Source organism: Ureibacillus thermophilus (assembly GCF_004331915.1).
GTDB lineage: Bacteria > Bacillota > Bacilli > Bacillales_A > Planococcaceae > Ureibacillus > Ureibacillus thermophilus.
In genome coordinates this window covers 2,420,600-2,447,293 of the sequence record NZ_CP036528.1, presented here as the reverse complement: position 1 = coordinate 2,447,293, position 26,694 = coordinate 2,420,600, and the positions used below count along the sequence as shown (strand labels likewise).

Genomic DNA, 26,694 nt, shown 5'->3' with positions numbered 1-26,694 from the left:
AATTCCATATACTCAGAATATAGTTGTTGACAAAGAAAATTTTACATGTAGAATATTTGATGAAGCTTTGTATGTAAAATCAACATTTTCAAGCGTTGAAGAGATTGCAGTAGTGTTTTCATTCCCTGTTTTAGAGAGCTGGCGGATGGTGCAAGCCAGTCATAATGAAAACATGAATTACGTTCTTGGAGCTTGAACGTTTTCCGCGATAAGGAACAAGGAGTGGGAGATTTTCTCCAAGCCGGGTGGTACCACGTGATGAGCGTCCCTGCATGCATTTGTTGCATGCAGTTTTTTTATTTTATTTTGGAAAGTCTATTTACGATATATCCCATTTTTTGACGAAAACAATCAAGTAGGAGGAATCCAATATGACAAATGAATTATTAGAAGAATTAAAGTGGCGTGGGCTAATTTACCAACAAACAGATGAAGAAGGTCTTGAAAAACTATTAAATGAAGAAAAAATTTCATTATATGTCGGGGTTGACCCAACAGCTGACTCCATGCACATTGGCCACATTGTGCCATTGATTACATTGCGCCGCTTCCAAAAAGCGGGCCATAGACCGGTGTTGCTTGTCGGTGGAGCGACAGGGATGATTGGTGACCCGTCTGGAAGATCAACAGAGCGCAACTTGCTTTCAAAAGAACAAATTGAGAAAAACGTAGCTGGACTTAAAAAACAAATGGAGCGCATTTTTGAATTTGGCGACCAAGAAAACAGCGCGATTTTAGTGAATAACTATGACTGGATCAGCAAAATGAATGTCATTGACTTTTTGCGGGATTATGGAAAATTGATTAATGTCAATTATATGCTGGCAAAAGATACGATTGCTTCTCGTCTTGAAACTGGCATTTCCTTTACGGAGTTTTCTTACACATTATTGCAAGGAATTGACTTTAATCATTTATATGACCATTATGGTGTTCGTTTGCAAGTCGGTGGTTCCGACCAATGGGGAAATATTACAACAGGTTTAGAAATCATCCGAAAAACTCATGATGAAGAAGCAAAAGCTTATGGAATCACTATGCCTTTGATTACAAAAGCGGATGGTACGAAATTCGGAAAAACAGCAAGCGGCGCCGTATGGTTGGATCCCGAAAAAACAAGTCCTTATGAATTCTATCAATTCTGGATCAACACAGCTGATGCCGATGTAGTGAAATATCTGAAAATCTTCACGTTCTTGGGCAAAGAGGAAATTGAAGAGTTGGCTGAATCTGTGGAAAAAGAACCGCATTTACGCAAAGCGCAAAAAGTGTTGGCAGAAGAAATGACAAAATTGATTCACGGCGAAGAAGCCCTTGAGACGGCAAAACGGATTACAGAAGCGTTATTCTCAGGCGACTTAAAATCTTTATCCGCAAGCGAAATGCGTGATGCCTTTAAAGATGTACCAACTGCAGAAATGGCAAAAGAAGATAAAAATATTGTAGATGTATTGGTGGAAGCAAAAATTTCCCCATCCAAACGCCAGGCGAGGGAAGATGTGACAAATGGCGCCATCTCCATCAATGGCGATAAAGTGACGGATTTGAATTACGTGGTGACTGCCAAAGACCGTTTAGATGATGAATTTACCATCATCCGCCGCGGCAAAAAGAAATATCATATGGTGAAATTTATTGGATAAAGTAAGAAGGTAAGAGCGAATGGGTAAAATTCCTATTCGCTTTTTTTTATTTGTAACGGGAGCAGGGGAGGTTGCATTATTTCGTGCGGATACAATCCCAATTCGTGCGTATGCCTCCACAATTCGTGCGGATACAATTCCAATTCGTGCGTATATCCCCATAATTCGTGCGGATACAATCCCAATTCGTGCGTATGCCCCCACAATTGGTGCGGATACAATCCCAATTCGTGCGTATGCCCCCACAATTCGTGCGGATACAATCCCAATTCGTGAGTATGCCCCATAATTCGTGCGGATACAATCCCAATTCGTGCGGATGCCCCCATAATTCGTGCGGAAGGTATTATTTTAATTTAGCAAACTGTTGAATCTTAATTGTAGAAAACTGTTTAAAATTATTTGTGGAAAATTGTTTAATTCTACTTGACGGTTACAGGTGTTTTACATTTCAGGGAAAATACAGTTTTACCTTCTTTCTGCAATATTAGCCTTGTTCTCATTGCGCATGCACCTCTGCTACTATAATTCATATTTCGGTATATATAGCTGACGATCTTGCTTAAATTTTATTTCATTTATTAATCTATCAGTTGAACCGATAATCGAAATATCTGAAATATCTCCGATTTTAAGAACAAGGGGTTCCAATGAATAATCAATCGGTTCGGCAAGTAATCTGAACTCATTTTGCCAACTATATAAATCTAATTTTGCAAAAGGTCCTAAATTATCAGTAGAACAATTAGGTTTATAATAGTTAACCCTATCTCCTGTAAATGATCGAACATTATAACTACCTGTATTTAATGCATGAACGATTCTATGACGGAACTCGATGAAATCGGTAATTAATAAAAATGTATCCCCAAAGTCTTTTATTCTCTCATCAATTGGGGCAACAAAATTATTCTCAAAATCAACATTTAATTCATACATGCAAAATATTTTACAGTACTTTTGTTCTTCACTTAACATCGAAATACCACCAATTATATGCTCTTTAAATTGTCTAGATAGATTTAGTCCTAATGATGGTAAAGTTCTATCAATATCATCATTTGCAATGATGCCATCTGTCCCTTCATAAAGATCACCTTTTACATTTCCATCATCTATTCCTCTAAAGTAATTAAGAGGATTCATATAAATCTCACCATTGCATAAACTCTTTGCAAATTCAAAAGTAGTAAATTTTATTAGAATAGGAGTGGTCGTTATGATTTTGGACAATTATTTTTCAACCCCTTGCTAATACAATTCTTCTAGAAATAGAAATAACTTTTCCTCCAGTTATCTTTATATAAATTATAACAAATTTCATACAGTACATATGGATAAATCTAACAAAAGTACAATCTTCAATGATTTCCGTCACATATGTAACTTTTAGAATATATAGTTTCAATTCATTAATAATACTATTATTTCAGTAATTAGGATGAAAATAAAAAATCCTTTGTACAAGATTTTTTCTTATACAAAGGATTTAAATTATTGTGAAAAGCTTGTGAAATTGTTTCATTTGGCGTTACAACTAATCCTACTGCACAATGGACCGTGCAACAATTTAGAAACGCCACACCATTTGGACAAGTACCTGAAGAATAAGCACTTTTAGCCTGTTCGCTTTTAACTGCTCTTTCCAAGTATTTCACCATCTTTTCGCCGCTATCTTCTTTTTCTTGTGGGGATAATAGATCCATCTCTTTCTGATATCGAAGCAAGACGCGATGAATGAACTTGATCCTTTCTCTTTCTTTTTCTGCATTGATTAGTTCATATATATCCTTTGACTTATGAATATCCTCAAGCAGTTTCTCAAATTCTTTCGATTCCCCATCGTTTAAATAAATATACGGTAGTTGGCAGCGTCTATCTTTAGAAACAATGCGATCAAATTCTTCTGATGAAATATTCGTTATATCTAGAATTTCATCTCTGCTTAGACCGTGTTCGATTAATTTTTGAATGGTTGGTACTAGAGGTATCGAGTGTTCTTCTTTTTCTTTTATTAACTGATTTAATTGTTCGACTAAATGCCCTTGTTGTTTTATAAGGTTATTGAAGTCTTCGATGCATTGTTTTATTCGGGATGCGTGCCTGGCACGCCCCGAAGATTATCGAAATATGTCGAAAAGCTCTGCGGAGAGAAATCTCTGCGGGGCTTTTCCTTTTCCTTCCTTTCCTTCGATTAAAAAGAAAAAAGGCAAAGCGACATGGCTTCTGGAAAAGTAACGATGCACGAATAATGGAAGGATTAAAGCTATATCTTGTTGAATTAGGCTTTAGGAAATGCTTGTTGCAAATTAAGGGTAAAAAGAGGTGTCAAACTATGTCAGTTCATTTAGTTACCAATGATTTATTAGATCAATTTAATGAGTTGTTGGATATGACCGAAGCGAAACTCAATATTATTTCTCCTTTTATTGGTATGCAGACTGCTTCTAGGTTGGCGGATTGGCTTATTCAAAATCCTAATGTAAAATGTAACATAATCACCCGATTTTATCGAGAAGAATTCATTGAAAATGTCAGTAGTGTCTTTGGTCTTGAAAAGTTACTGCACGCTGGGGCGAAAATATATGCTTTGATAGATTTGCATTCTAAACTGTATATGTTTGATTCTCATTCTGTCATTATTGGTTCGGCAAACTTTACTCACGGTGGTTTTGTATCAAACCATGAGATTGCAGTTTTACTGAGCAATGAGCCAGAAATTGCATCCAAATGTATAGAATACTTTAATGATTTGTTATCAAGGATTGAAAATGCAGGGGGCGGTTTAGTTATACAAGAATGGATTGATGAGGAAAAAGAGGCAATTCGTAAAATAGCCCCTAATAGAAAGGATAAATCCGTTACTTACTCGAATGAAGCAAAAAAGGGTGTGAAGCTTTCTAAGATTGTTAAACTAGATTCTTTTGAAGAGTTTATCCAAAGTACGCCAAAGATTAGCTTAACACAGGAAGAAGTTTGGCTGAAATTTGAAGGGACTGGGGAAGACCGCATTCCTAATCATTTGGATTATCAAGAAATGAAGGGTGTACGGAAAAGAGATCTTAATCGAACATTTTTTCCAACAAGACCAAGTGGTATCAAAAAAGGCGATTTGTTATTTTTGACTATTGTTAGCTTCGATGAAAATAACCAGCCAACCCCGATGATTGTTGGGTATGCTCGAACAGATGGATATCATCATGACAATGTTGCTGATGCTAGTGAAATAAAAGAAGAACCTTGGAAAGAAAGGTTTCCATACTTTGTAGAGTTTACAGGTGGTAAAGCAGTTAAGGCTCCGATTAAGAATGGCATTCGTTTAATTGACTTATATGCCAGCCTTGGAAAAGCAACGTATCCTTCATTGCAACAAAAGTCAAATGTTAGCTTAAAAACATTACACAGTATGCATTTTAGAAGGTCACACATTCGTATTACAAGTGAAGCGAGAGACTATCTGATGAAAGAGCTAGATAAGCTGTTTACTAAATATGGGTATATTCAGCTAGGATAAGTATCAATAATAGTAAAAGGCGATTGGGATCGGTGCCTTTGCATTGCGATCCCAAAAGTAGACAATATAAAATCGGTTAACCCGAAGGAATCAGGGCTAAACAGCTCTGATTCCTTTCCTTTTCTTTGATCTGTGCCTGTCACTGGAATAGGTGCCTGTCACCGCCCGAAGATTATCAAAATATGTCGAAAAGCTCTGCGGAGAGAAATCTCTGCGGGGCTTTTCTTTTTCCTTTCTTCAATTAAAAAGAAAAAAGGCAAAGCGACAATGGCTTTCCCCTGAAATGGATGATATCTAGTTATCTGAGACTTTAATCAAAACTTCTTCTCTTTTCCGTTTTATCTCGTTTCCAAAAACGGACCAGTGAAGAATAAGCACTTTTAGCCTGTTCGCTTTTAACTGCTCTTTCCAAGTATTTCACCATCTTTTCGCCGCTATCTTCTTTTTCTTGTGGGGATAATAGATCCATCTCTTTCTGATATCGAAGCAAGACGCGATGAATGAACTTGATCCTTTCTCTTTCTTTTTCTGCATTGATTAGTTCATATATATCCTTTGACTTATGAATATCCTCAAGCAGTTTCTCAAATTCTTTCGATTCCTCATCGTTTAAATAAATATACGGTAGTTGGCAGCGTCTATCTTTAGAAACAATGCGATCCAATTCTTCTGATGAAATATTCGTTATATCTAGAATTTCATCTCGGCTTAGACCGTGTTCGATTAATTTTCTAACAGTTGATACTAGAGGTATCGTGTGTTCTTCTTTTTCTTTTATTAACTGATTTAATTGTTCCATTAAATGCTCTTGTTTTTTTATAGAGTTATTAAAGTCTTCGATGCATTGTTTTATTTGGGCATCAATTCTTAGTAAAGCATCCATTTGAATACACCTCTATGCTTGTTTTATTAATGCTGCCGGATCGATTGGTTGGTTTTATTATGTTTTTGCCTCATCTAGAATTATTTAATCATCTCATCCGGCAAATTGATAGTAGCGATCATCACGCGAAGTGATTTGCCAAGTCTAATTCTTAATCATTTTTCATTTTTAAATAATTGTATTAGATACATGCTCTAACTAAAACGAAAAGTTTTGTATCTATATTTGTAGTGAGAGTATTCTAAACAGAATATGGCTACGACAACAAGGAATCCGCTGATGATGCTAAAGATCTTGCTTGATTTTTTTCTATTTATAGGATGTTCAGTGGAAGGATTTTCTAGACGTTATAGTGAATAATTGGAAAAGAGGGGGAAAACGGGTCAGGGAAGGGGGACAGAAAGCATTCTCTGTATCGAGTAAAAGAGATAGCGGAATTGTTGTCTGAATTTAGTGTCGAAACAGAAAAAGTCGATGGTTTCTTAGAAGTAGCAAACACTATGTGATGGGAACAGCAGAAAGCGGTGAAACGAATAAACCATAAAGCGGGTGAATCTCACATGATCGATGGAGTGGAGTTGGAACGAGTTTTTATTAAGAAGGATGTGGTAATGAAGAAACTGTATCAATTCATGGAAGTAAGGGCTTCCTTTCATTCCTTCCCCTTCGTATATGATTCTCGTATTCGTTTAAAAAGACCGCTACTATCCAAGGGAGAATGGTTTTTTGACTCGTTTGCTATTTGGAACGAGAAAACGAAGCGGCTAGAGGAAATTAAGGGTCTTTACTCTGATGTGTTGCTGGACGAAATTAAGCAGCTAATTCTTAAAGGTATGGAAGAACAAAAGTAAATACATAAGAGATAGCCTTTTTTGTTTTTGGCAAGTAGAAATTGTATGAAATGGCAATTAAAAATGCATACACACACTTGCCAAATTCCATGGTTAACGTTGAGAGATTGAGTCTTTGTATCGGTGACTTTCACCATTGAAGATGATTAAATGAGAATGATGAATCAGCCGATCAATGACGGCCTCTGTTAAAATGGGATCGCCAAAGACATTATTCCATTGGCTAAATGGTAAATTGGTTGTCACAATGATGCTTTTGGTTTCATAACACATGGAAATAACTTGAAATAATAACTCTGCCCCCTGTTTATGCAATGGAATATAGCCCAATTCATCAAGAATCAAGAGATCCAACTTTTCGATTTGATTGAGAAATTTACCAAGGTCACCTTTTTCATTGGCCTCCAATAAAGCATTGACAATGGAGGCGGCCGTATAGAACTTCACTCTTTTTCCTTGTTTTTTCATCAAATTGAGGGCGATGAGAGTGGAAAGGAATGTTTTACCGGTTCCCACTCCGCCATAGAAGATAAGGTTTTCCTGATTTTTCGTAAACTCACCTTCTAAAATATAATCTTTTGTGATACCTGGGGCTAGTTGAATCTCCCGCCAATCATAAGGTTTATTTGGAATTTTCGGCAATGTCGCCTGTTTTAGTAGTAAATTTATCCTTCTCTCATCTCGATGCTGCACTTCTCGTTCAAACAGCTTCAGTAAAAATTCCTCCTTTGTTTCCGCATGGATGGTATGGTAATTGGCTGGAATCCAGCTTAATTTTAGTCTTTTGGCATATTCCTTCATCATTTGTTCCATGATGCCACATCTCCTTGGGATTCGAATAGGCGGTCATAATGCCTTACTCCTCGGATGGCTTCCGGCATATCTGGAACGTGTTTTTTCGGTTCAATTGGCTCTCGTATACCTCTTCCATTGATTAATTGATAAAATACCTTGTTTTCTAAATGGATGAAACCGTACTTATCAGCCGTGACCTGCTCATATCGGACACATTCAAATTCTTTGGCTGGCAATTGAAGAAATAACGCTTGTTCTTCTTCAAATAATTCAGCGATGAGTCGCTCCTTCTCATAATGCGGACGATTCCAGTCCTTCTCACATTTCTCCCATAAAGATTCATTAAAACTTTCAAGTTGATAGATGGTTTGTTCAGGTAAAAAGAAATTGTTTCGAATATATTTCACCTTTGATTCGACATTCCCTTTTTCATTTCCGCTGGCTGGGTTGCAGAACTCGCATTCAAAGCCATAATGTAAAACGAATCGTTGAAACGTCTCTGTCAGCTCTCGTTCTCCGTTTGGCAAAATCGTTTTCACTGCAGGAGTAAGATTATCAAATCGAATAACCCGTGGAACTCCTCCTATATAGTGAAAGATTCGTTTTAATCCTTCCAAGAAACATTCTTGATTTTGAGCTGGCATGACTTGCACATAGGCCGCATTACTGTAAGGGAATGAAACGACCAGGTAAGGAAAATCGACGTATTTCCCCTGATAGAGAAAAGGAGCTTCTCCAAAATCAACTTGAGCCGTTGCAGGTTTCGATTCTAAAGGTAACGCAGCTGGTTCACTTTGTTCGAGCAGTTCTTGTTTTCTTTTTGATACATAGAGCCGAACAGAACGATCTGAACCTGTAAATCCATATTCTTCTTTTAAGATTTCATACATTCGTTTCGCAGTTCTTCGATATTTTTTCTTCTTTGTCAAGTCCTCTTTAATCCATTGATCCAATATCGGTTTCACTGGATCCATCACTTTCGCTTTTCTCGTTTGTTTAACTTTTGAGGGATTGAAGTCTTCCATTTCCGCATACTTCTTCACTGTTCTTGGATCACGATTCATTCTTTTGGCAATATCGGAATAGGAACATCCTTTTTGGTTTGCTTCATATCTGATATAATGAATTTCAGCCACTGCTAACATCTCCTTGAATACCTCCCGTTGAACTGTTTTGTCCAACTAGGAGGGTAGTGTATTTGGGGAATGTTGGCAAGTGGTTTTTTGTTTGTAAGCCCGAAATATGTGAGATAAATAAAAAAATGCGCACCCTTCTGGTACGCACGATGAATAGCCCTTCAATCCCAAGTTTTTTCGGATTGAGGGCTATTTTGCCATTGCACATGATTCACGAATTGTTTTCGACCATGGCAAATAGCGATCTAATATTTCTGGCTGTTGATGGATTGGTAAACTTGGAAGTTCCGACAATACTTTCACTAAGTATTGATAAAAATCAATTCCATTAGCTTTTGCCGTTTCAGCCAAGCTTAAACAGATGGCATTTGCATCGGCTCCCGATTCACTCACGGAAAACAGCCAGTTTTTTCGTCCAATGACATTCGGCCAATATTTCAAAACAACGAAAAACCCCCAAAACAAAGGCATTTCTGATGTTTTGGGGGTAGATAAAATTTTGTCTTTTTTGAGCAAAAAGATTAACGAGAGTAGAACTCAACGATAAGAGCTTCGTTGATTTCAGCTGGTAATTCAGAACGTTCAGGATAACGAACGTAAGTACCTTCTTTTTTCTCTGGATCGAAAGAAAGGTATTCTGGTACAAAGTTGTTAACTTCGATTGCTTCGTTTACAACTTGTAAGTTTTTAGATTTTTCGCGTAGAGAAATTACTTGACCAGGTTTTACAGTATATGATGGAATATCAACACGTTTACCATCAACTGTAACGTGGCCATGGTTTACTAATTGACGAGCTGCACGGCGAGTACGAGCAAGACCTAGACGATATACTAGGTTGTCTAAGCGAGATTCAAGAAGGATCATGAAGTTTTCACCATGAACCCCTTTCATTTTACCCGCTTTTACGAATAAGTTTTTGAATTGGCGTTCGTTTAAGCCGTACATATGGCGAAGTTTTTGTTTTTCTTGAAGTTGTAAACCATATTCAGTTAATTTTTTGCGTTGAGTTGGTCCATGTTGACCTGGTGGGTAAGGGCGTCTTGCTAATTCCTTACCAGTGCCGCTTAGTGAAATGCCAAGACGACGGGAAATTTTCCAAGTTGGTCCTGTATAACGAGACATCGTGTCTCCTCCTTTTGGTTTTTTTGTTGTAAAACAAAAACCAGTTGTACCCGGGCTTATGGGTATTTTATTTTTATGTATTTTCGCCCTAGCAGCCTTTAGGGTTACTCATACACCATCTAATAATCCAAGATTATTAGAGGAATAAAATACAACCACAAGTTTATACAACTGCTGCTTTTATTTTACACGATGTCCATTGTATAAGGTTTTTTCATTGCCGTCAAGAGAAAAACATTTACAAGGGGAATTATATTAAATATAGTGAATTAATGTTTGGACAAATTTTTCTAATCCTTTTTTATCTTCCGCTGTAAAACGATTTTTGATTGGGCTGTCAATATCAAGAACACCTATAATTTCCCCGTTTTTTATAAGAGGAATGACGATTTCTGAATTGCTACGGGCATCACAGGCGATATGTCCAGGGAATTGATGCACGTCGTCAACGACAACAGTTTCTCCTTTTTCTGCGGCCGTTCCACAGACGCCTCGTCCAACGGGAATGCGAACACAGGCAGGCAACCCTTGAAATGGGCCAAGAACGAGCTCCCCGTTTTTCATAATGTAGAAACCAACCCAGTTAATATCCTTTAAAAATTGGTTTAATAGCGCACTGGCATTGCTTAAATTGGCGATGAAATCTTCTTCTCCTTCAAGCAAAGCAGAAAGCTGTTTTGATAAAGCATTGTATTGTTCTTCCAATGAACCTTGATATTCGATTTTTGTAAACATAATGGCCTCCTTATTTATGAAAAAATTTTCTCATAATGTTGATGCAAATCATTGACACAGTGGGCGTCAGAGCCAAATACAAGCGGGATGCCGATAGATTTGGCATACTCAATTATTGGTAGCGGCGGATATGGTTCGAGACAATATTTCTTGTTCAACCCTGCGCTATTTACATCCAGCTCATAGCCAAGTTCCTTCATTTTATGTAGCACTTCTTTCATGCGATGTTCATCCTGAATCGTTGTTTGATGGGCATGCTGGAACTTATGAACGAGCGTTGGATGGCCGATTCTTTTTGGTTTATATGGACCGAGATCCGCATCCAAGGATTGAAGTACTGTATCGTAATATAAGTGATAAACGGCTTCTACACTTCCAACGGTTTCAACGAATTTTAGAAATTCTGTTTCCGAATAATCAATGCATACATATTCATCTTTCCATTTTAAAAAGTGAACGGAAAGAATCGCATCATCAAGGGAAGGGCCGATTTCGTTTAAAAATTTTTTCGTCTCTTCTTCATATCCAACAATATAATCCACTTCCAAACCAATATGGATGTTAATATCCTTTTTATATTGTTGTTTTAATTGTGATAATGTTTCTATGTATGTTGAAAGCAGCTCCGGCTTCATTCCACTGTCTTGTTCGGGAGTAGGATCAACAAAATTTGCTGGAAGCGGTGCGTGTTCAGTGAATGTAATATCGGTAAATTGGTGTTGGATTGCTTTTTCAATATATTTTTCCAACGGGTCTTTTGTACCATGTGGACAAAAGGGTGTGTGAATATGGCCGTCTTTTTTCATTTTTTCAACCCCTCATCAAAAAGAAATGAATAACTTTTATTAAATAACTTTAATTTTTAAAACAAAAGTTCAAAAACATGGTATATTATATAACATATAGCCAATTTGCGTGAGTGTGGAATAGGAGGCTTACGATGAAGTATATCATTTCCATCATCATCGTACTATTAGTGTTATTAATAGTCGGGCTCGTCATTCGAAGAAAACATACTGCTGAAATCGAAAAGCTGGAAAATAAGAAATTACAAATTCAACATTATCCTATTTTTGAAGAATTGACAAAAGTAAAAAATTTAAATATGAACGGACAAACGGAAGAATTATTTGAACGTTGGCGCAACCGATGGACGGAAGTCGTGGATGTCGACATCATCAAAATAGATTCCATGTTATTCGATGCGGAAGAATACATAGATCGCTTTAAATTTAAAAAGGCTTCAATGATTGAAAAAGATATTGAAGATTATATTAATCGATGCGACAAAATCAAAAATGAAATTTTAGCTGAATTAAATGAATTAATTGGCAGTGAAGAAAAAAACCGCATTGAAATAGAACAAATCAGAGATCAATTCCGTTCTGCCCGCAAAACCTTGCTTGCCCATCAATATTCATTTGGACCTGCGTTGACGAATCTAGAAAAAATGCTGGAAGAAATCCCTCAGAAATTAGAAGAATATGAAAAGATGACGGAAGAAGGCAATTATTTAAATGCCCGTGAAATAGTTCTTTACTTAAATGATAAATCGAGAAAAATGAATGAACTAATTAATGAAATTCCAGCTTTGCTTGCGGAAATTCAAACGAAAATTCCAGCGGCCATCCATGAATTAAGAACAGGGCAGCGGGAAATGGAAGAACAATCCTACTACTTAAAACATCTCGAATTGACGGAAAACCTAGACAGAATCGAAGAAGAATTAAAGAAATTAGAAGAAGAATTGGCAAATCTAAATGTTTCACTTGTGGCAGAAAAGGTTCAACAGATGAATGATGAAATTGACAATTTCTATGATTTGCTTGAAAAAGAAGTATATGCAAAGGATTTTGTAGATAAAAATTGCGACCGTACATATGCCACATTAAATCAAGTATTGAAAGTAACTCAAGATGTCAGCACAGAAGCCGAATACGTTCAAAATAGCTACCGTTTACCGAAAGAAGAAGCGGAAATTCCAAAAATCGGCTTGAAACAGTTGGAAGTAATTCAAAAGCGATTTGAAGTATTGCTTGCCCGCGTGAAAGAGGAAAAATCCGCTTATTCCAGTTTGCAAGAAGAGCTGATGGAAATCAGCAAAGAAATTGAACGAATTCAGGAAGTGCAAGAAGAATTTTCAAATCGATTAAAGAATTTGCGAATCGATGAAAATAAGGCCCGAGCCAAATTAAATTCATTAAAGAAAATCTTGCAAGAAACTGATCGAATGCTACATAAAGCAAATATTCCAGGCATTCCTGAAGAAATGGATGCGCGGCTTGAGGAAGCGGAAGAGCAATTATTTATCGTAATGCAAAGCCTCCAAGAAGTTCCATTAAATATGAGTTTAGTCAACAGCAACTTAGATAAGGCGGAAAAATGCATTCAAAATGTGCAAAAACAAGCAAAAGAAATGATCGAAAATGTAATGTTAATTGAACGGATTATTCAATATGGAAACCGTTATCGCTCCAACCCAAGAGTTCATGAAATGCTGATGCAAGCAGAAGAAGCATTTCACCGTTTCCGCTATATGAAAGCATTGGAAATTGCGGCAGAAGCGGTGGAAATGGCGGAACCAGGCGCCATTAAGCGCATAGAGGAACTTGTGCAAGAGGAAATGTTCGAAAAAACGAAATCATCCTTTATGCAGGGATGACATTTTCGGGGTATAATAAACAATAAAATGTGATTTTCAATTTCTTTGTTGTGAGTTGCTTTTATTTTGTTATAAGAAGTATTAAAATGGTTGGTTGTTCGGAAAGTGTTTTGGCTTTCTGTACAACCTTTTCTTTTGAAATATCAAAAAAACAGAAGGTTGGTAATGATGATCTATTTTGATAATAGTGCAACTACTAAAGCGCATGACGAAGTATTACAAACATTTGTGGAAGTCAATAAAAACTATTATGCCAATCCGGCTTCCATTCATGCTTTTGGTGTGGAAGTAAACGAATTGTTGGATGCAGCAAGAAGCCAAATTGCGAGCATTTTCAATACGAAGCCGGAATATGTTTTATTTACTTCCGGTGGAACGGAATCCAATAACTTTGCTATTTTTGGTGTTGCCAAGGCGAATCAACATATCGGAAAACATATTATTACAACGGAAATTGAACATGCATCGGTTCTAGAAGCTTATAAATCGTTGGAAAAAGAAGGCTATGAAGTCGATTATTTATCCGTCAATAAAAACGGGGTCATTTCTTTGGATGAATTGCGCGAAAAACTGCGCAAAGACACTATTCTTGTGACGATGATGCATGTCAATAACGAAATGGGTGCCATTCAGCCGATTGAAGAAGCGGCGAAAATCATTCATGAACATTCCCGCGCTATTTTCCATGTAGATGCGGTGCAAAGCTTCGGAAAGTTAAATATACAATTTAACGGGGAAGCTGGGCCGGATATCATTTCCATTTCAGGGCATAAAATTCATGGCTTAAAAGGCACAGGCATCATCGCTTTTCAAAGAAAGTTAAACATCGTTCCATATATCGTCGGCGGTGGACAAGAGTTTGGACTTAGAAGCGGAACTGTTGCTGTTCCACAAGCCGTTGCATTGGCAAAAGCATGCAGAATTGCCTTTGAAAATTTACAAGAAAATCATGGGAAGTTTACAAAATGGAGAGACGACCTCATTGATTATTTCAAGACTTTTGGAAATCATATCTATATACTCTCTTCAAAAGAAGGCGCGCCGCATATTTTGTCCTTCAGCATCAGAGATTTAAAAGGAGAAGTCATTATTAATGCGCTGCAGAAACGGGGAGTAATTGTATCCACATCCAGCGCATGTTCGTCAAAACAGAAAAAAACAAGCCATGTGGTGGAAGCGCTAAAAGTGGATCCTCACTTTAAAGAAGGGGTTATTCGAATCAGTTTTGGTGCAAAAAATACAGAAGAAGAAATTGAACAATTTAAAGCAATTTTTAAAGACGTAATGAAAGAATTAAAAGGAGTTTAATCATATGCTTTGGAAAGAAATATTGATTAGATATGGCGAATTAACGACAAAAGGACGAAACCGGAAAGATTTTATCCATCAATTAAAACACAATATCAAATATATTTTTTCTGATATTGGCTCTCTAACGATTCGTTCAGAGCGGGATCGAATGCATATTGAACTGGAAAATGAAGAGCAATTTGAAAAAATCGTGGAAAGATTGCCTAGAGTGTTCGGCATTCAATCCTTCAGTCCTGTGGCTATGTGTGAAAAAGACTTGGGAGTTATACAACAGACGGCCCAAAAAATTATGGACCGCTATAAAGACAAATCCATCACATTTAAAGTGGAAGTGCACCGTTCAGATAAATCTTTCCCTTATCAAACCTATGATATTCAAAAAGCGGTTGGCGGCTTTTTATTAAAACATAATCCAAATTTATCCGTTGATGTGAAAAATCCGGATGTGGAGCTTCGGGTGGAAATCCGAAAAGAAGCCGCTTATTTGATGTCCGAAATAATTTATGGAGCAGCAGGCATGCCAGTCGGTTCAAACGGAAGATCCTTGCTTCTTCTATCCGGCGGAATTGACAGCCCTGTAGCCGGTTATTTAATGATGAAACGGGGCGTAAGAATTGATGCCATTCACTTTTTCAGCCCTCCATATACAAGCGAACAATCTTTGCAAAAGGTAAAGGATTTAGCAAATGAATTAACCAAATTTGGTTCTTCCATCCGTTTGCATGTGATTCCATTTACAGAGCTGCAAGTATTGATTAAAGATACAGTGCCTGCAGAAATGCTCATGACCACAACGCGCAGAATGATGATGAAAATCGCGGATCGAGTGCGTGAAGAAATTGGCGCTCTTGGACTTGTTACCGGAGAAAGTTTAGGGCAAGTGGCAAGCCAAACATTGGAAAGTTTAACTGCCATTAATGCGGTAACCAATACGCCGATTTTGCGCCCGTTGCTTTCCTTTGATAAGCTAGAAATCATTGATATTGCACAGCAAATTGGCACGTATGAAATATCCATTAAACCTTATGAAGATTGCTGTACAATCTTTACACCAGCCAATCCAAAAACAAGACCAAAATTAGAGCGTGTGACTCATTTTGAATCTCAAGTAGATTTCGATGAGTATATAGAACGTGCCGTGAAAAATAGAGAAGTTTATACGTTCCCTGAAAAACGCATAGCAGAAAATAAATTTAAACATCTATTATAATCTCACCTTCAATCGGAAATAGTAGTACAATTTACCTCTCACCTTTTGTGTATTAAAAAATAATTCCCGCACATTCTAATTGCACAAGGAGGTGAGAGAAATGGCAACAAACAACACAGGCGGACGCAACAAATTATTAGTTCCTGGTGCAAACGCTGCTTTAGATCAAATGAAATATGAAATTGCACAAGAGTTTGGTGTTCAACTCGGACCTGAAGCTTCTGCTCGTGCAAACGGGTCAGTCGGAGGAGAAATTACTAAACGTCTTGTACAAATGGCAGAATCTCAATTACGCGGAACTCAACAACAATAACTGATTCGGGCTAGTAGCATATTGCTGCTAGCCTTTTTTTATTACGTTGGATTTATTTTTATCATTTGTTAATTTAACGAAAAATTTTCTATTAAGTAGAATATTTTTCTATTTTGTTAGTATATAATTATAAAAACAATAATATTTTCCAAGGAAAGGGGAATTTGCTTGAAGCGGGAAGATTTACTTGCACCAGAAATTTATAACATTGTAGATGAGTTTGAGAAATGGTCAAAAGATGAAAACAAAGTGGCCTTATTAGTACGGCATGAAGATGGCAGCACAGAACAAATTACCTTTGTAGAACTCTTAAAAAGAGCCAACAAAGTAGCGAATGTATTTAGAAGCCATGGCCTAGGAAAAGGCGATGTGCTGTTGGTGATGGTTCCGCGTTCTGTAGAAGCTTATGCTACATACATTGGCGCATTAAAAGCTGGACTTACAATCATCCCTAGCTCTGAAATGCTCAGGGCAAAAGATATTGACTACCGCATTGAGCATTCAGATGCAAAAGGGATTGTGGCTTTCTCCAATGAAATCTCCCAATTTGATGATGTCAAATCGTTGGATGGCTTGAAATTATTCGTTTACGGGGAAGCGGAAGAGCCATGGATCCAAATGGAAAAAGCCATTGAAAATGCATCCGATGAATTTAATGATGTTGAAACGAAAAGCTCCGATATGGCTTTCTTATCTTACACAAGTGGAACAACAGGAAATCCTAAAGGAGTCATCCATACTCATAGCTGGGGTTTTGCCCATTTGCGGACAACCGCTGAGCACTGGCTCGGTGTAAAAGAAAACGATTTGGCATGGGCGACAGCTGCACCTGGCTGGCAAAAATGGATTTGGAGTCCGTTCCTCGCCATTTTAGGCAGCGGCGCAACAGCTTTTGTGTATACAGGAAAATTTGATCCAAAGACATACTTGCAATTGCTGCAAGATTATAAAATTAATGTATTATGCTGCACGCCGACGGAATATCGATTAATGGCAAAAGTGGATGGGCTTGAATCTTATGATTTATCCAATTTAAGAAGCGCCGTTTCCGCAGGGGAGCCATTAAATAGTGAAGTTATCAATAAATTCTTAAATCTCTTTAACATTCAAGTCCGCGATGGATATGGACAAACAGAAAATACATTGCTCGTTGGAACGCTTCTTGGCATGAAGCCAAAACCAGGTTCCATGGGTAAACCGACTCCAGGAAATATTGTCGAAATTATTAATGAAAACGGAGAGCCGACAAAACCTGGAGAAGTTGGGGATATTGCCGTTCATTCATCCACACCGGCACTCTTTAAAGGATATTATAAAGACCCTGAACGTACGCAAATGCAATATCGCGGCGAATGGTTTTTAACGGGAGACCAGGCTTATAAAGATGAAGAAGGCTACTTCTGGTTTGAAGGCCGCGGCGATGATATCATCATTTCTTCCGGCTATACTATCGGACCTTTCGAAGTAGAAGATGCCCTTGTAAAACATCCTGCGGTAAAAGAATGTGCCGTTGTAGCGAGCCCTGATGAAATTCGGGGAAGTATTGTAAAGGCTTTCGTCGTATTGAAAGACCCTTCTTTAAAGAACAGTCCAACACTTGTCCAAGAATTGCAAGAGCATGTGAAAAATATTACAGCGCCTTATAAATACCCAAGAGCCATTGAATTCTTGGATGAACTCCCTAAAACGGCCTCCGGAAAAATCCGCCGGGTAGAATTGCGCCAAAGAGAATGGCAAAAGCAAACAACAAAGTAATTCACACCTTTTCCGTCCATCAATAAATCAAAAAGGCATTCAGAAAAAGTTCATTTTCTGAATGCCTTTTTTCATGTAATCTTATACAAGAACAGAATAATTTTATAAATTTTTGAAACAATTGGATTGGTAAAACGTATGTAATATGGAGGAGGTTGAAAAGATGAATATAAAAAGGTGGGCTGCTCTCATTGCAGCAATAGTTTTGCTCATTATATCAATTGGAGTCAATACATTAATGGTTATTGTGAAAACGAACTTATTCAGCGGATTTGATTCTTTTGTAGAACTTGAATCCCAATTGACGGAAACAGTTGTTGAACCGGGCTCTTTTAATGAACGGATTGCTTTACTGACAGTTGATGGAGTTATTCAGGATGTCGGGTCAAGCACGCCTTGGTCAGCAGTGGGATATGACCACCAAATGTTTCTTGCATCTTTGGAACAAATTTTGGAGGATGATACAGTAAAAGGCGTTGTATTATCTGTTGATTCTCCAGGCGGTGGAGTCATTGAATCAGCAGAGATTCATAAAAAATTAGTGCAAATTAAAGAAGAAAAAGGAATACCGATTTACGTTTCCATGGGTTCAATGGCAGCTTCAGGCGGTTATTATATTTCCGCCCCTGCAGATAAAATCTTTGCCCATCGCGAAACGATCACAGGTTCCATCGGCGTGATTATGCAAAGCTACAACTATTCAGAACTGGCAGATAAATTAGGAATTGAATTTGAAACAATCAAATCTGGCGAACATAAAGATATGTTCAATGGCACGAGACCTGCTACGGATGAAGAAAAAGCAATGCTTCAAGAAATGATTAATGAATCATATGAGGAATTTGTGGATGTGGTAGAACAAGGTAGGGGCATCTCTGAAGCAGATGTGAAGAAAATTGCTGATGGACGAATTTTAAGCGGCAGCCAAGCGATGAGAGCCGGGTTGGTGGATGAACTGGGAAGCCTTGAGGAGGCCATCCAGTCATTAAGAGAAGATTATGGATTGGAAGATGCTGAATTGTTTGAATATGACCGGGATTTCGGTACTTTCACATCTTTATTTATGAGTAAATTGGGCACTATCTTTGGCCCTTCAGCTGAAGAACGGATGCTGACAAAATTAATGTCTTCTTATGATTCACCTCGATTAATGTATTTGTATGGCCAAAATTAAGGAGGGCTGAAATATGACGATCAATCCAGATAATGAACGGAAAACTTCTGCCCATGAAACAAATGAAGAAAATGTTGTTGAACAGGAAAAAGCGCTTGGCACATCTTCCAATGAGAAAGAAATAAAGACAAAGCCTTTAGCGGAACATGGAGAAGACGCAAAGGAAGAAGCGCAAGAAAGAAACATTGTAAAAGAAATGGAGATTGTGGAACAATACGAAGAAAAGACGGCTGGTTTTTGGATTCGTTTTTGGGCCTTTCTCACAGATGGCCTGATTGTCGGCGCCATTATCTCCATTTTCATCAAGCCTATCTTTTATTTTCTCGGCTTGGATTTATTCAGTTCGGATTGGTATGCACCCATTACCATCGTGTCGGGAATTATCTATTATGGATACTTCATCCTCATGACAAAATTCTGGCAGCAAACAATCGGCAAAATGATTTTTGGCATTAAAGTAAAGCCATTGAAGGAAGAAAAACTTTCGTGGGGAACTGTTTTGTTCCGGGAATTCGTCTCCCGTTTCATCAACAATACGATTTGGATTACTTATCTTTTCGTTGTCATTGCCCCGAAAAACAAAGGCATCCAAGACTTTATCGCAGACACCATAGTTGTCCATGAAAATGTATATGTGAAAAACGAACAAAAAATCTTTAAAGAAAAAATTATCGACATAAACCCTTCCAATGAACAGGCGGTATAACGAGATGGCCATTCAGTATCTAAAAGATGCTGAATGGTTTTTTAATTTTCAAGTTCAGTTATTTGCTTAGTGGGGAAATTGTTTAGTAAGATGAACATAGTAGAAATAAAGGAGGAAGATTTTAGTGGCTCAAGTAACATTTAAAAATAAACCAGTAACTTTGTTAGGCAATGAAGTAAAAGTTGGCGATAAAGCACCGGATTTTACAGTGCTTGCCAATGATTTATCTCCAGTAACTTTAAAAGATTCAGAAGGAAAAATTCGTTTATTTGCAACAGTTCCATCCCTTGATACAGGCGTTTGTGACGCGGAAACTCGCCGCTTTAACGAAGAGGCGTCCAAATTAGGTGAAGATGTTGTTGTTTACACGGTTTCGGTTGATTTGCCTTTCGCTCAAAAACGCTGGTGCGGGGCAGCAGGCATTGACCGTGTCATTACAGTATCCGACCATAAAGATCTTTCATTTGGCAAGGCTTACGGTGTCGTGATTGAAGAATTGCGCTTGCTTGCCCGCGCGGTGTTTGTTGTGGACCGTGAAGGCGTTGTCCGCTATGTGGAATATGTTTCAGAAACAACAAATCATCCAAATTATGAAGCAGCGATTGCGGCTGTGAAAGAACTTCTTTAATTTAAAGGGACATATCTTTTCTCGCATTTTTCGGTTATGATTATAATGGGCTTATTATGGTAGACAAAGTCATGTTTGGCTTTGTCTACACTCATTTTTCGCTCGTTTTTATAGATTGGGATTCGTTGAAAGGAAGAACAGAATGGAGAAGATGGAGCAAATTTTTACGTTTATTGATCATAAAGCAGAGGAAATAGAGAAATCAGGAAAGTCCACCTATTTAGAAGCCGTCCTTGCAACACTAAGAGGCATTTTGGATGGAGACTACCCTTTTCCAGTGGAAGTGGCAACGAAAGAGGAAGTGCGCAAAGCCATCCAGCTTGCGATTTTAAAAGGAATGCGCGAATCCTCCCAGCCAAATCATCAGATGACGCCGGATTCCCTTGGGCTGCTAATCGCCTTTATCATTGAGCAATTATTTGAAGAAAAATTGGAAAAAGGCATGATATCCATTCTTGATCCAGCCTTAGGCACTGGGAATTTAATGTTTACCATTATGAATAAATTGGATGGGAAAATATTGGCAACAGGGGTGGAAGTGGACGAATTGTTAATTCAACTGGCTGGCGAAATTGCAGAATTGATTGAACAGCCAATCGAACTTTATCATCAAGATGCCTTAAGACCATTGCTTGTTGAACCGGTTGATCTAGTTGTTTGCGATTTGCCGGTTGGCTATTATCCAAATAATGAAGTAGCCAAGGATTATGAGCTGCGAGCCCAAAATGAGATGAGCTATGCACACCATTTATATATTGAACAGTCGCTAAGATATATAAAAGAAGGCGGATATTTAATTTTTTTAATCCCTGCTACTTTATTTGAATCAGAACAGGCGGAAAAGCTTCACCAATTTTTGAAAAAGCATGCGTGGATTCAGGCTGTGATGCAATTGCCGGAAACTATGTTTAAATCCAAACAGCATGAAAAAAGCATTTTTATTTTGCAAAAGAAATGCGACCAGCTGCGCCCTCCAAAAGAAGTGCTGCTTGCCAAAGTACCGAAACTGTCCAACAAACAGGCCCTTTCATTATTCTTTGAAAAAATAAAAACGTGGAAAGAAAATAATTTGAACAATCCTCGTTAAAATCGGGATGTGCGGAGAAAATGAAAAAGGTGCTGCCTATTCCATTAGGCGCACCTTTTAATGATTTGAGTAATTTGATGTAAAGACAGTTGAAACATTTTGACGACTGGTTTGCGGGATAATAAAAGGACAATGATGAAGCTAGAAACCACCAAAAGCCAATATTGGTTTGTTTCCAAGATGTATTGTTTTACGATTGGCTCTTGAAAAATCCTTACAATGGCTAAATGAAGCAAGTAGATCACCATTGTGCATTGGCCGATGTGAGTAAGAAAGCTTTGTTTTCTTGGCACTAAGGAAAGAAAAATAAAAGTAGCCAAAAATTGGACGACATATGTTGCGAGTCTTATTAGCGCAGAATATTCAACGGTGTCAATAATTTCTTCATACGGTCTTTTCCCAAGTAGCCAAAATCGATAGTCGGTAGGTACGAATTGGACGATGAGTATAAATCCCAAAACAGCGCCAATGATGCCGATGACTGTTTGATAGCGGAAATTCAATTTTTCAAAATGTTCAGCTTTTAAATGATACCCGGCTAAGAAAAATGGAAAGAAGAAAAAGGTGCGGGACAAACTTAAAAATTCGTCAACTTCCGCATCATAACCTATTAATAAGGAAAAGATAATGGCAAGGGGCAGCCCATATTTTAGCTTGCCGAAGAAATATAAAAGAATATTCCAGAACAATAAACTCATTAAAAACCAAAGTCCCCATCTTGGGATAAACAAACTATAACTGATGGTATCATGGAACACAAACTCATAGTAAAGAGTATAGAATACTTGAAACAATACATAAGGAATAATCAGTTTTTTTACGAGCTTTTTAAAATATCCTCGCTCATACACCTTTTTTGCAAAATATCCTGAAATCAAGATAAATGCAGGCATATGAAAGGTGTAAATGAATAAATAAATATCCGCAAGAAGGTTGCTATTTTCAATATATTCACTGATTGTGTGGCCAAACACGACTAAAAAAATGAGAATTGCTCTAGCGTTATCAAAAAAAGGAATTCTTTTCAAACGGAATCATTCTTTCTTTCTAATTTCAAGGATTGTGAAAGAAAAATAGTTTATCTGAAATAAAGCCAGTAATAGTTTTAACATATTTCGACAAAATTTGCTATGAAAAGAACAGCCGAATCCGTCAAATAATATGGGGGAATTGGAAATGATTGATGAAGGGGAAAAGAAAAAGACTGCTTAGAAAAATTTCCAGGCAGCCTTAGATAGAAAAAATTATTTTTCAGGAGTGCGGACAACAAGTACATCGCATTTTGCAGAACGAACAATCGCTTCAGATACGGAACCGATTAAGAAACGTTCAACCGCATTTAAACCAGTCGCACCGCAGACAATCAAATCTGCATCTACTAATTTTGATAATTCTTTTGTAATAATCGTTTTTGGAGAACCGTATTCAATAATCACATTAATATTTTTTACGCCGGCTTCTTCTGCTTGTTTTTTATATCCATCAAGCAACTCTTCAGAGAATGCTTGTGCTTTCTCAGCAATTGATCGGTCGTATGCTTCAATTGCAGCAAATGAACGAGTATCAATAACGTTTACTAAATGTAATTTAGAATCGTCGCTTTGTTTTGCGATGTCAATGGCTTTTTTGAAAGCGTATTCAGCTTCTTTTGAACCATCCACAGCCACAACAATATTCTTGTAGTTTACCATAAAACCTACCTCCTTTAACTTTATTAACATTATAACAAATTATCAGAATATGGGAATAGTAATTACAGAAAAATACAAAAAATTTCACAAATATCGCTAAACCTTGAACAAAATTTGTTGAAAAAATAATTTTTTTGTAAAATTAATGTGAACTTCGCAGATTTGCATATTCTCCATTTTTGGAAAATTTCTTCAACAGAATTTATTTTTTATTATATTATGTTAGAATAAAATTTGATGAATTCTAAATTTTAAAATAGTTCAGAAAAGGATGGGAGTTTTAAATGAAAATAGGCATACCAAAAGAAATTAAGAATAATGAAAATCGTGTAGCGATGACGCCAGCAGGAGTCGTTACTTTAACAAATGCAGGACATGAAGTATATATTGAAACCGGTGCTGGGCTTGGGTCATCTTTTACTGATGAGGATTATGTAGCAGCGGGTGCTAAAATAGTTAGTACTGCTGAAGAAGCTTGGTCAAAGGAATTGGTATTGAAAGTGAAAGAACCGATAGAAAGCGAGTATCAATATTTCTATGAAGGGCAAATTCTATTTACATATTTGCATTTAGCACCTGAATATGAATTGACACAGGCGCTCCTTGATAAAAAAGTGACAGGAATTGCTTATGAAACGGTGCAACTTGCAAATGGCTCGCTTCCGCTATTAACGCCGATGAGCGAAGTAGCAGGGAAAATGAGTATTCAAATAGGCGCCCATTTCTTAGAAAAATTGAATGGAGGCAACGGAATTTTATTAGGTGGCGTTTCTGGCGTACCTCGCGCCAAAGTGACGATTATCGGCGGAGGAGTGGCTGGTACAAATGCTGCCCGCGTTGCCATTGGCATGGGAGCAGATGTAACGATTATCGATGTGAATGCAGACCGTTTGCGTCAACTGGAAGATATTTTCGGCAATTCCGTTCAAACATTGATGTCCAATCCATATAACATTGCAGAATCTGTGAAACAATCCGATCTTGTTATCAGTTCTGTATTAATCCCTGGAGCAAGAGCGCCGAAACTTGTGACAGAAGAAATGGTGAAACAAATGAAATCTGGTTCTGTCATTGTGGATATTGCCATCGACCAAGGTGGAAGCACGGAAATTACGGCGAACCATCCGACTTCCCATGACAAACCGGTCTTTGAAAAATACGGCGTACTTCATTATGCCGTTCCGAACATCCCAGGGGCAGTGCCAAGAACATCAACGATGGCATTAACAAATGTGACAGTTCCATATGCATTGCAAATTGCAAATAAAGGATATAAAAAAGCTTGTTTAGAAAATGAAGCATTGAAAAAAGGAATCAACACGTTAAATGGACACGTTGTCTACAAAGCGGTTGCTGAGGCGCAGCAGCGGGAATATGTATCCGTAGAAACATTGCTTGCAAACGAATAATGTTTTATCAAAAGAAAAAGCTTGTCATCGTTTTGCCGACGATTGACAAGCTTTTTTCATTTTAATGAAGAATGATTAATTCTTTTGGATATTTTGTCAATACTTCCACCCCATCTTCTGTTACGACCACATCGTCTTCAATGCGGACTCCTGCCACATCTGGTTTATAAATGCCAGGTTCGATGGTAAAGACCATACCCGGTTTTAATTCCAACTCATTTGTTCCGGTAACGGAAGGGAATTCATGGATGGAGATGCCGAGTCCATGGCCTAATCGATGGGTATAAAATTCGCCGTATCCTTCCTGAGCAATAATGTCCCGGGAAATTTTATCTAATTCCATGCAGCGTACACCCGGTTTTACAGCTTGAATGGATTGTTCATTGGATTTTTTTACCGTTTCATAGATTTTCCGCTGTTCGTCGCTGATTTCTCCAAAGGCGACGGTGCGTGTAATATCAGAGCAGTAGCCTTCATAGATGACCCCTAAATCAAACAAAACGAAATCCCCTTTTTGAATTTTTCGATTGCCAGGGGTCCCGTGTGGAGAGGCTGCTTTCGGGCCGGATAATACGGTTGTTTCAAAGGACATGGAATAGCCTTTTTCCTTAATGGCACTTTCGATGATTTGAACGATTTCCAACTCTGTCATTCCTTCTTTAATGGCTTTTACACCGACTTCAATGGCATAATCGGCAAGTTCAGCAGCCTTTCTTAATTTCTCTAGTTCAACGTTATCTTTTATTACCCGCAGTTCGTTGATTGTTTGATCTAGGGAAACAAAGCGAGCTTTAGGGAAGAATGATAATAAAGCTTCATACCGTTCAACAGTTAAGTGCCCTTTTTCAATGGCGATTGTTGCAACTTCACTTGTGCGGGATTGGATTTCTTTCGCAAGGATTGTCCAAGGGTTGTCTGTATCGGCATGTCCAATTGCATCATAAGGCCAGCCGGAAGCTTTTGCATCTGGCACTTCCATTTTCGGACAAATTATGAATGGCTCTCTATTTTGAAAAATCGCAACGCCTAACAATCTTTCATGGGGATCTGAGTGGAACCCTGAAAAATAAAAAACATTGTCTGGATTTGTAATAAAGGCGAAATCAATTTGTTGTTCTTTTAAGTAGGTTTGAATTTTTTCAATTCGGTTTTTCATGAAATTTCCTCCAACATTGTTTTTGTAAACATACGAAATATTTACAGTATTAGTATAGCAAAAAGAAGGAAAAAGGAAGGTTGTGTAGAAATTATGAAGATGAAATTTAATTTAAGGGGGAATTGTTAATGGAAATTTCATACCATGGTCATGCGGTCGTAAAAATAAAAACAAATGGTACAACGATTTTAATCGACCCATTTATTACGGGAAACCCTTTAACCGATTTAAAAGCGGAAGAAGAAAAGCCGGATGTGATTTTGCTTACACACGGTCATAATGACCATGTGGGGGATACGATTGCCCTTGCAAAAGCAAATAATTCACAAGTAGTTGCCTTAAATGAATTGGCTGTGTATTTGCAAAAACAAGGCGTGAATGCGCATCCAATGGGCGTTGGAGGTGCGTATCAGTTCCCGTTCGGTAAAGTAAAATATACACTTGCTTTCCATGGCTCCACTTATGAAACGGAAACGGAAGTTGTTAATGCCGGAAACCCTGGCGGAATCTTATTCTATGCAGAAGGTTTAACGATTTATCATGCCGGTGATACGGCGTTGTTCGGCGATATGAAATTGATTGGAGACCGAAATGACATCGATGTTGCTTTCTTGCCGATTGGCGACAACTTCACAATGGGTCCTGAAGATGCGGCATATGCAGTGGAATTATTAAGACCAAAAACGGTTGTACCAATTCACTACAATACATTCCCGCTCATTAAACAAGATCCGAACGATTTCGCAAAATTAGTGAAAAACGCTAAAGTGCAAATTTTAGAGGCGGGGCAAAAGGTAGAATTGCCTTAAATCGAACGGTTGAAATGAATAACCATAGAGAAAGCTCGTTATGGAAAAGGCCATTTCATCGAAAAATATCCGTAACAGCTTTCTCGATTTTTTTCTATACAT

26 protein-coding genes, 1 pseudogene and 1 other annotated feature are annotated in these 26,694 nt (G+C 37.7%); of the genes and pseudogenes, 14 read left to right on the top strand and 13 right to left on the bottom strand.

Features of this window, described 5'->3' with window-relative positions:
- Nucleotides 1–86 precede the first annotated feature (86 nt).
- Nucleotides 87–273: a binding site (T-box leader), on the top strand.
- Nucleotides 274–371: 98 nt separating this feature from the next.
- Nucleotides 372–1,643, top strand: a complete 1,272-nt coding sequence (gene tyrS, locus DKZ56_RS12140; RefSeq protein ID WP_208650234.1) for a tyrosine--tRNA ligase — start codon at nucleotides 372–374, stop codon at nucleotides 1,641–1,643.
- On the opposite strand, the gene DKZ56_RS12135 is transcribed toward tyrS, so the two are convergent.
- The 3 genes from DKZ56_RS12135 to DKZ56_RS12125 all read right to left on the bottom strand — a co-directional run bounded on the left by DKZ56_RS12135 (nucleotide 1,575) and on the right by DKZ56_RS12125 (nucleotide 3,292).
- Nucleotides 1,575–1,889: a hypothetical protein gene (locus tag DKZ56_RS12135; RefSeq protein WP_208650233.1), complete on the bottom strand. Its 315-nt coding sequence runs from the start codon at nucleotides 1,887–1,889 to the stop codon at nucleotides 1,575–1,577. The two genes, tyrS and DKZ56_RS12135, sit on opposite strands and share 69 nt — an antisense overlap.
- Nucleotides 1,890–2,165: 276 nt before the next feature.
- On the bottom strand, nucleotides 2,166–2,876 hold the full coding sequence (locus tag DKZ56_RS12130) for a hypothetical protein (protein WP_208650232.1): 711 nt from the start codon (nucleotides 2,874–2,876) through the stop codon (nucleotides 2,166–2,168).
- A 203-nt stretch (nucleotides 2,877–3,079) separates the two neighbouring features.
- Nucleotides 3,080–3,292 carry a hypothetical protein gene (locus DKZ56_RS12125; RefSeq protein WP_208650231.1) on the bottom strand — a complete coding sequence of 71 codons (213 nt, stop codon included), beginning with the start codon at nucleotides 3,290–3,292 and terminating at the stop codon, nucleotides 3,080–3,082.
- Nucleotides 3,293–3,978: 686 nt separating this feature from the next.
- Here DKZ56_RS12125 and DKZ56_RS12120 point away from each other — a divergent pair.
- On the top strand, nucleotides 3,979–5,157 hold the full coding sequence (locus tag DKZ56_RS12120) for a phospholipase D family protein (RefSeq protein ID WP_208650230.1): 1,179 nt from the start codon (nucleotides 3,979–3,981) through the stop codon (nucleotides 5,155–5,157).
- Between the two features lie 310 nt (nucleotides 5,158–5,467).
- Here the strand turns inward: DKZ56_RS12120 and DKZ56_RS12115 are convergent, their stop codons facing one another.
- Complete coding sequence (locus tag DKZ56_RS12115) at nucleotides 5,468–6,040, bottom strand: hypothetical protein (RefSeq protein ID WP_208650229.1); 573 nt, start codon at nucleotides 6,038–6,040, stop codon at nucleotides 5,468–5,470.
- A gap of 560 nt (nucleotides 6,041–6,600) precedes the next feature.
- Between DKZ56_RS12115 and DKZ56_RS12110 the strand changes: the two genes are divergently transcribed.
- Complete coding sequence (locus DKZ56_RS12110; protein ID WP_208650228.1) at nucleotides 6,601–6,891, top strand: hypothetical protein; 291 nt, start codon at nucleotides 6,601–6,603, stop codon at nucleotides 6,889–6,891.
- 93 nt (nucleotides 6,892–6,984) lie between these two features.
- On the opposite strand, the gene istB is transcribed toward DKZ56_RS12110, so the two are convergent.
- From istB to hisJ, 6 genes and pseudogenes are all read right to left on the bottom strand, one after another.
- Complete coding sequence (gene istB, locus DKZ56_RS12105) at nucleotides 6,985–7,704, bottom strand: IS21-like element helper ATPase IstB (RefSeq protein WP_208650227.1); 720 nt, start codon at nucleotides 7,702–7,704, stop codon at nucleotides 6,985–6,987.
- Complete coding sequence (istA, locus tag DKZ56_RS12100; protein WP_208650226.1) at nucleotides 7,692–8,831, bottom strand: IS21 family transposase; 1,140 nt, start codon at nucleotides 8,829–8,831, stop codon at nucleotides 7,692–7,694. Before istA ends, istB begins: the two co-directional genes overlap by 13 nt.
- 180 nt (nucleotides 8,832–9,011) lie before the next feature.
- Nucleotides 9,012–9,251, bottom strand: a pseudogene (locus tag DKZ56_RS12095) (transposase domain-containing protein); the annotation flags it as partial.
- A 92-nt stretch (nucleotides 9,252–9,343) separates the two neighbouring features.
- Nucleotides 9,344–9,946 carry a 30S ribosomal protein S4 gene (gene rpsD, locus DKZ56_RS12090; RefSeq protein ID WP_208650225.1) on the bottom strand — a complete coding sequence of 201 codons (603 nt, stop codon included), beginning with the start codon at nucleotides 9,944–9,946 and terminating at the stop codon, nucleotides 9,344–9,346.
- A gap of 255 nt (nucleotides 9,947–10,201) precedes the next feature.
- The gene (locus tag DKZ56_RS12085) at nucleotides 10,202–10,681 is read right to left on the bottom strand and encodes a GAF domain-containing protein (protein ID WP_208650224.1); all 480 of its coding nucleotides are present in this window, start codon (nucleotides 10,679–10,681) and stop codon (nucleotides 10,202–10,204) included.
- A gap of 14 nt (nucleotides 10,682–10,695) precedes the next feature.
- Nucleotides 10,696–11,487: a histidinol-phosphatase HisJ gene (hisJ, locus tag DKZ56_RS12080; protein ID WP_208650223.1), complete on the bottom strand. Its 792-nt coding sequence runs from the start codon at nucleotides 11,485–11,487 to the stop codon at nucleotides 10,696–10,698.
- Nucleotides 11,488–11,621: 134 nt separating this feature from the next.
- On the opposite strand from hisJ, the gene ezrA reads away from it, so the two are divergent.
- The 9 genes from ezrA to DKZ56_RS12035 all read left to right on the top strand — a co-directional run bounded on the left by ezrA (nucleotide 11,622) and on the right by DKZ56_RS12035 (nucleotide 21,527).
- Complete coding sequence (gene ezrA, locus DKZ56_RS12075; protein ID WP_208650222.1) at nucleotides 11,622–13,343, top strand: septation ring formation regulator EzrA; 1,722 nt, start codon at nucleotides 11,622–11,624, stop codon at nucleotides 13,341–13,343.
- A gap of 168 nt (nucleotides 13,344–13,511) precedes the next feature.
- On the top strand, nucleotides 13,512–14,651 hold the full coding sequence (locus DKZ56_RS12070; protein ID WP_208652250.1) for a cysteine desulfurase family protein: 1,140 nt from the start codon (nucleotides 13,512–13,514) through the stop codon (nucleotides 14,649–14,651).
- A 4-nt stretch (nucleotides 14,652–14,655) separates the two neighbouring features.
- A complete protein-coding gene (gene thiI, locus DKZ56_RS12065) occupies nucleotides 14,656–15,864 on the top strand; it encodes a tRNA uracil 4-sulfurtransferase ThiI (RefSeq protein WP_208650221.1) in 1,209 nt (402 codons plus the stop codon).
- Between the two features lie 100 nt (nucleotides 15,865–15,964).
- Nucleotides 15,965–16,177 carry an alpha/beta-type small acid-soluble spore protein gene (locus DKZ56_RS12060; protein WP_208650220.1) on the top strand — a complete coding sequence of 71 codons (213 nt, stop codon included), beginning with the start codon at nucleotides 15,965–15,967 and terminating at the stop codon, nucleotides 16,175–16,177.
- Between the two features lie 168 nt (nucleotides 16,178–16,345).
- Nucleotides 16,346–17,932 (top strand): acyl-CoA synthetase MbcS, encoded by a 1,587-nt coding sequence (gene mbcS, locus DKZ56_RS12055; protein WP_208650219.1) that lies wholly within the window; start codon nucleotides 16,346–16,348, stop codon nucleotides 17,930–17,932.
- A 163-nt stretch (nucleotides 17,933–18,095) separates the two neighbouring features.
- Nucleotides 18,096–19,106: a signal peptide peptidase SppA gene (gene sppA / locus DKZ56_RS12050; protein WP_208650218.1), complete on the top strand. Its 1,011-nt coding sequence runs from the start codon at nucleotides 18,096–18,098 to the stop codon at nucleotides 19,104–19,106.
- 13 nt (nucleotides 19,107–19,119) lie between these two features.
- Nucleotides 19,120–19,812 (top strand): RDD family protein, encoded by a 693-nt coding sequence (locus DKZ56_RS12045; RefSeq protein WP_245989456.1) that lies wholly within the window; start codon nucleotides 19,120–19,122, stop codon nucleotides 19,810–19,812.
- A 124-nt stretch (nucleotides 19,813–19,936) separates the two neighbouring features.
- Nucleotides 19,937–20,440: a thiol peroxidase gene (gene tpx / locus DKZ56_RS12040; protein ID WP_208650217.1), complete on the top strand. Its 504-nt coding sequence runs from the start codon at nucleotides 19,937–19,939 to the stop codon at nucleotides 20,438–20,440.
- Between the two features lie 142 nt (nucleotides 20,441–20,582).
- Nucleotides 20,583–21,527 (top strand): class I SAM-dependent methyltransferase, encoded by a 945-nt coding sequence (locus tag DKZ56_RS12035; RefSeq protein ID WP_208650216.1) that lies wholly within the window; start codon nucleotides 20,583–20,585, stop codon nucleotides 21,525–21,527.
- A gap of 44 nt (nucleotides 21,528–21,571) precedes the next feature.
- On the opposite strand, the gene DKZ56_RS12030 is transcribed toward DKZ56_RS12035, so the two are convergent.
- Both DKZ56_RS12030 and DKZ56_RS12025 read right to left on the bottom strand, forming a co-directional pair.
- Nucleotides 21,572–22,555, bottom strand: coding sequence for an acyltransferase family protein (locus DKZ56_RS12030; RefSeq protein WP_208650215.1), 984 nt, complete (start codon nucleotides 22,553–22,555; stop codon nucleotides 21,572–21,574).
- 216 nt (nucleotides 22,556–22,771) lie between these two features.
- Nucleotides 22,772–23,218: a universal stress protein gene (locus DKZ56_RS12025; protein ID WP_208650214.1), complete on the bottom strand. Its 447-nt coding sequence runs from the start codon at nucleotides 23,216–23,218 to the stop codon at nucleotides 22,772–22,774.
- Nucleotides 23,219–23,502: 284 nt separating this feature from the next.
- Between DKZ56_RS12025 and ald the strand changes: the two genes are divergently transcribed.
- Nucleotides 23,503–24,627: an alanine dehydrogenase gene (gene ald, locus DKZ56_RS12020; protein ID WP_208650213.1), complete on the top strand. Its 1,125-nt coding sequence runs from the start codon at nucleotides 23,503–23,505 to the stop codon at nucleotides 24,625–24,627.
- 61 nt (nucleotides 24,628–24,688) lie between these two features.
- Here ald and DKZ56_RS12015 read toward each other — a convergent pair whose 3' ends face one another.
- Entirely contained in the window at nucleotides 24,689–25,783 is a 1,095-nt protein-coding gene (locus DKZ56_RS12015; RefSeq protein WP_208650212.1) for a M24 family metallopeptidase, read from the bottom strand.
- A gap of 128 nt (nucleotides 25,784–25,911) precedes the next feature.
- Here DKZ56_RS12015 and DKZ56_RS12010 point away from each other — a divergent pair, with 128 nt between their 5' ends.
- A complete protein-coding gene (locus tag DKZ56_RS12010; RefSeq protein ID WP_208650211.1) occupies nucleotides 25,912–26,592 on the top strand; it encodes a metal-dependent hydrolase in 681 nt (226 codons plus the stop codon).
- Nucleotides 26,593–26,694 lie beyond the last annotated feature (102 nt).

Bases quoted from the DNA above. Each gene is read 5' to 3' on its own strand.
- DKZ56_RS12070 (WP_208652250.1), top strand. From the start codon at position 13,512: ATGATCTATTTTGATAATAGTGCAACTACTAAAGCGCATGACGAAGTA.
- DKZ56_RS12035 (WP_208650216.1), top strand. From the start codon at position 20,583: ATGGAGAAGATGGAGCAAATTTTTACGTTTATTGATCATAAAGCAGAG.
- ezrA (WP_208650222.1), top strand. From the start codon at position 11,622: ATGAAGTATATCATTTCCATCATCATCGTACTATTAGTGTTATTAATA.
- hisJ (WP_208650223.1), bottom strand. From the start codon at position 11,487: ATGAAAAAAGACGGCCATATTCACACACCCTTTTGTCCACATGGTACA.
- rpsD (WP_208650225.1), bottom strand. From the start codon at position 9,946: ATGTCTCGTTATACAGGACCAACTTGGAAAATTTCCCGTCGTCTTGGC.
- DKZ56_RS12115 (WP_208650229.1), bottom strand. From the start codon at position 6,040: ATGGATGCTTTACTAAGAATTGATGCCCAAATAAAACAATGCATCGAA.
- DKZ56_RS12015 (WP_208650212.1), bottom strand. From the start codon at position 25,783: ATGAAAAACCGAATTGAAAAAATTCAAACCTACTTAAAAGAACAACAA.
- istA (WP_208650226.1), bottom strand. From the start codon at position 8,831: ATGTTAGCAGTGGCTGAAATTCATTATATCAGATATGAAGCAAACCAA.
- DKZ56_RS12010 (WP_208650211.1), top strand. From the start codon at position 25,912: ATGGAAATTTCATACCATGGTCATGCGGTCGTAAAAATAAAAACAAAT.
- tyrS (WP_208650234.1), top strand. From the start codon at position 372: ATGACAAATGAATTATTAGAAGAATTAAAGTGGCGTGGGCTAATTTAC.
- sppA (WP_208650218.1), top strand. From the start codon at position 18,096: ATGAATATAAAAAGGTGGGCTGCTCTCATTGCAGCAATAGTTTTGCTC.
- thiI (WP_208650221.1), top strand. From the start codon at position 14,656: ATGCTTTGGAAAGAAATATTGATTAGATATGGCGAATTAACGACAAAA.
- DKZ56_RS12025 (WP_208650214.1), bottom strand. From the start codon at position 23,218: ATGGTAAACTACAAGAATATTGTTGTGGCTGTGGATGGTTCAAAAGAA.
- DKZ56_RS12060 (WP_208650220.1), top strand. From the start codon at position 15,965: ATGGCAACAAACAACACAGGCGGACGCAACAAATTATTAGTTCCTGGT.
- ald (WP_208650213.1), top strand. From the start codon at position 23,503: ATGAAAATAGGCATACCAAAAGAAATTAAGAATAATGAAAATCGTGTA.
- istB (WP_208650227.1), bottom strand. From the start codon at position 7,704: ATGGAACAAATGATGAAGGAATATGCCAAAAGACTAAAATTAAGCTGG.
- DKZ56_RS12110 (WP_208650228.1), top strand. From the start codon at position 6,601: ATGATCGATGGAGTGGAGTTGGAACGAGTTTTTATTAAGAAGGATGTG.
- DKZ56_RS12045 (WP_245989456.1), top strand. From the start codon at position 19,120: ATGACGATCAATCCAGATAATGAACGGAAAACTTCTGCCCATGAAACA.
- DKZ56_RS12120 (WP_208650230.1), top strand. From the start codon at position 3,979: ATGTCAGTTCATTTAGTTACCAATGATTTATTAGATCAATTTAATGAG.
- DKZ56_RS12085 (WP_208650224.1), bottom strand. From the start codon at position 10,681: ATGTTTACAAAAATCGAATATCAAGGTTCATTGGAAGAACAATACAAT.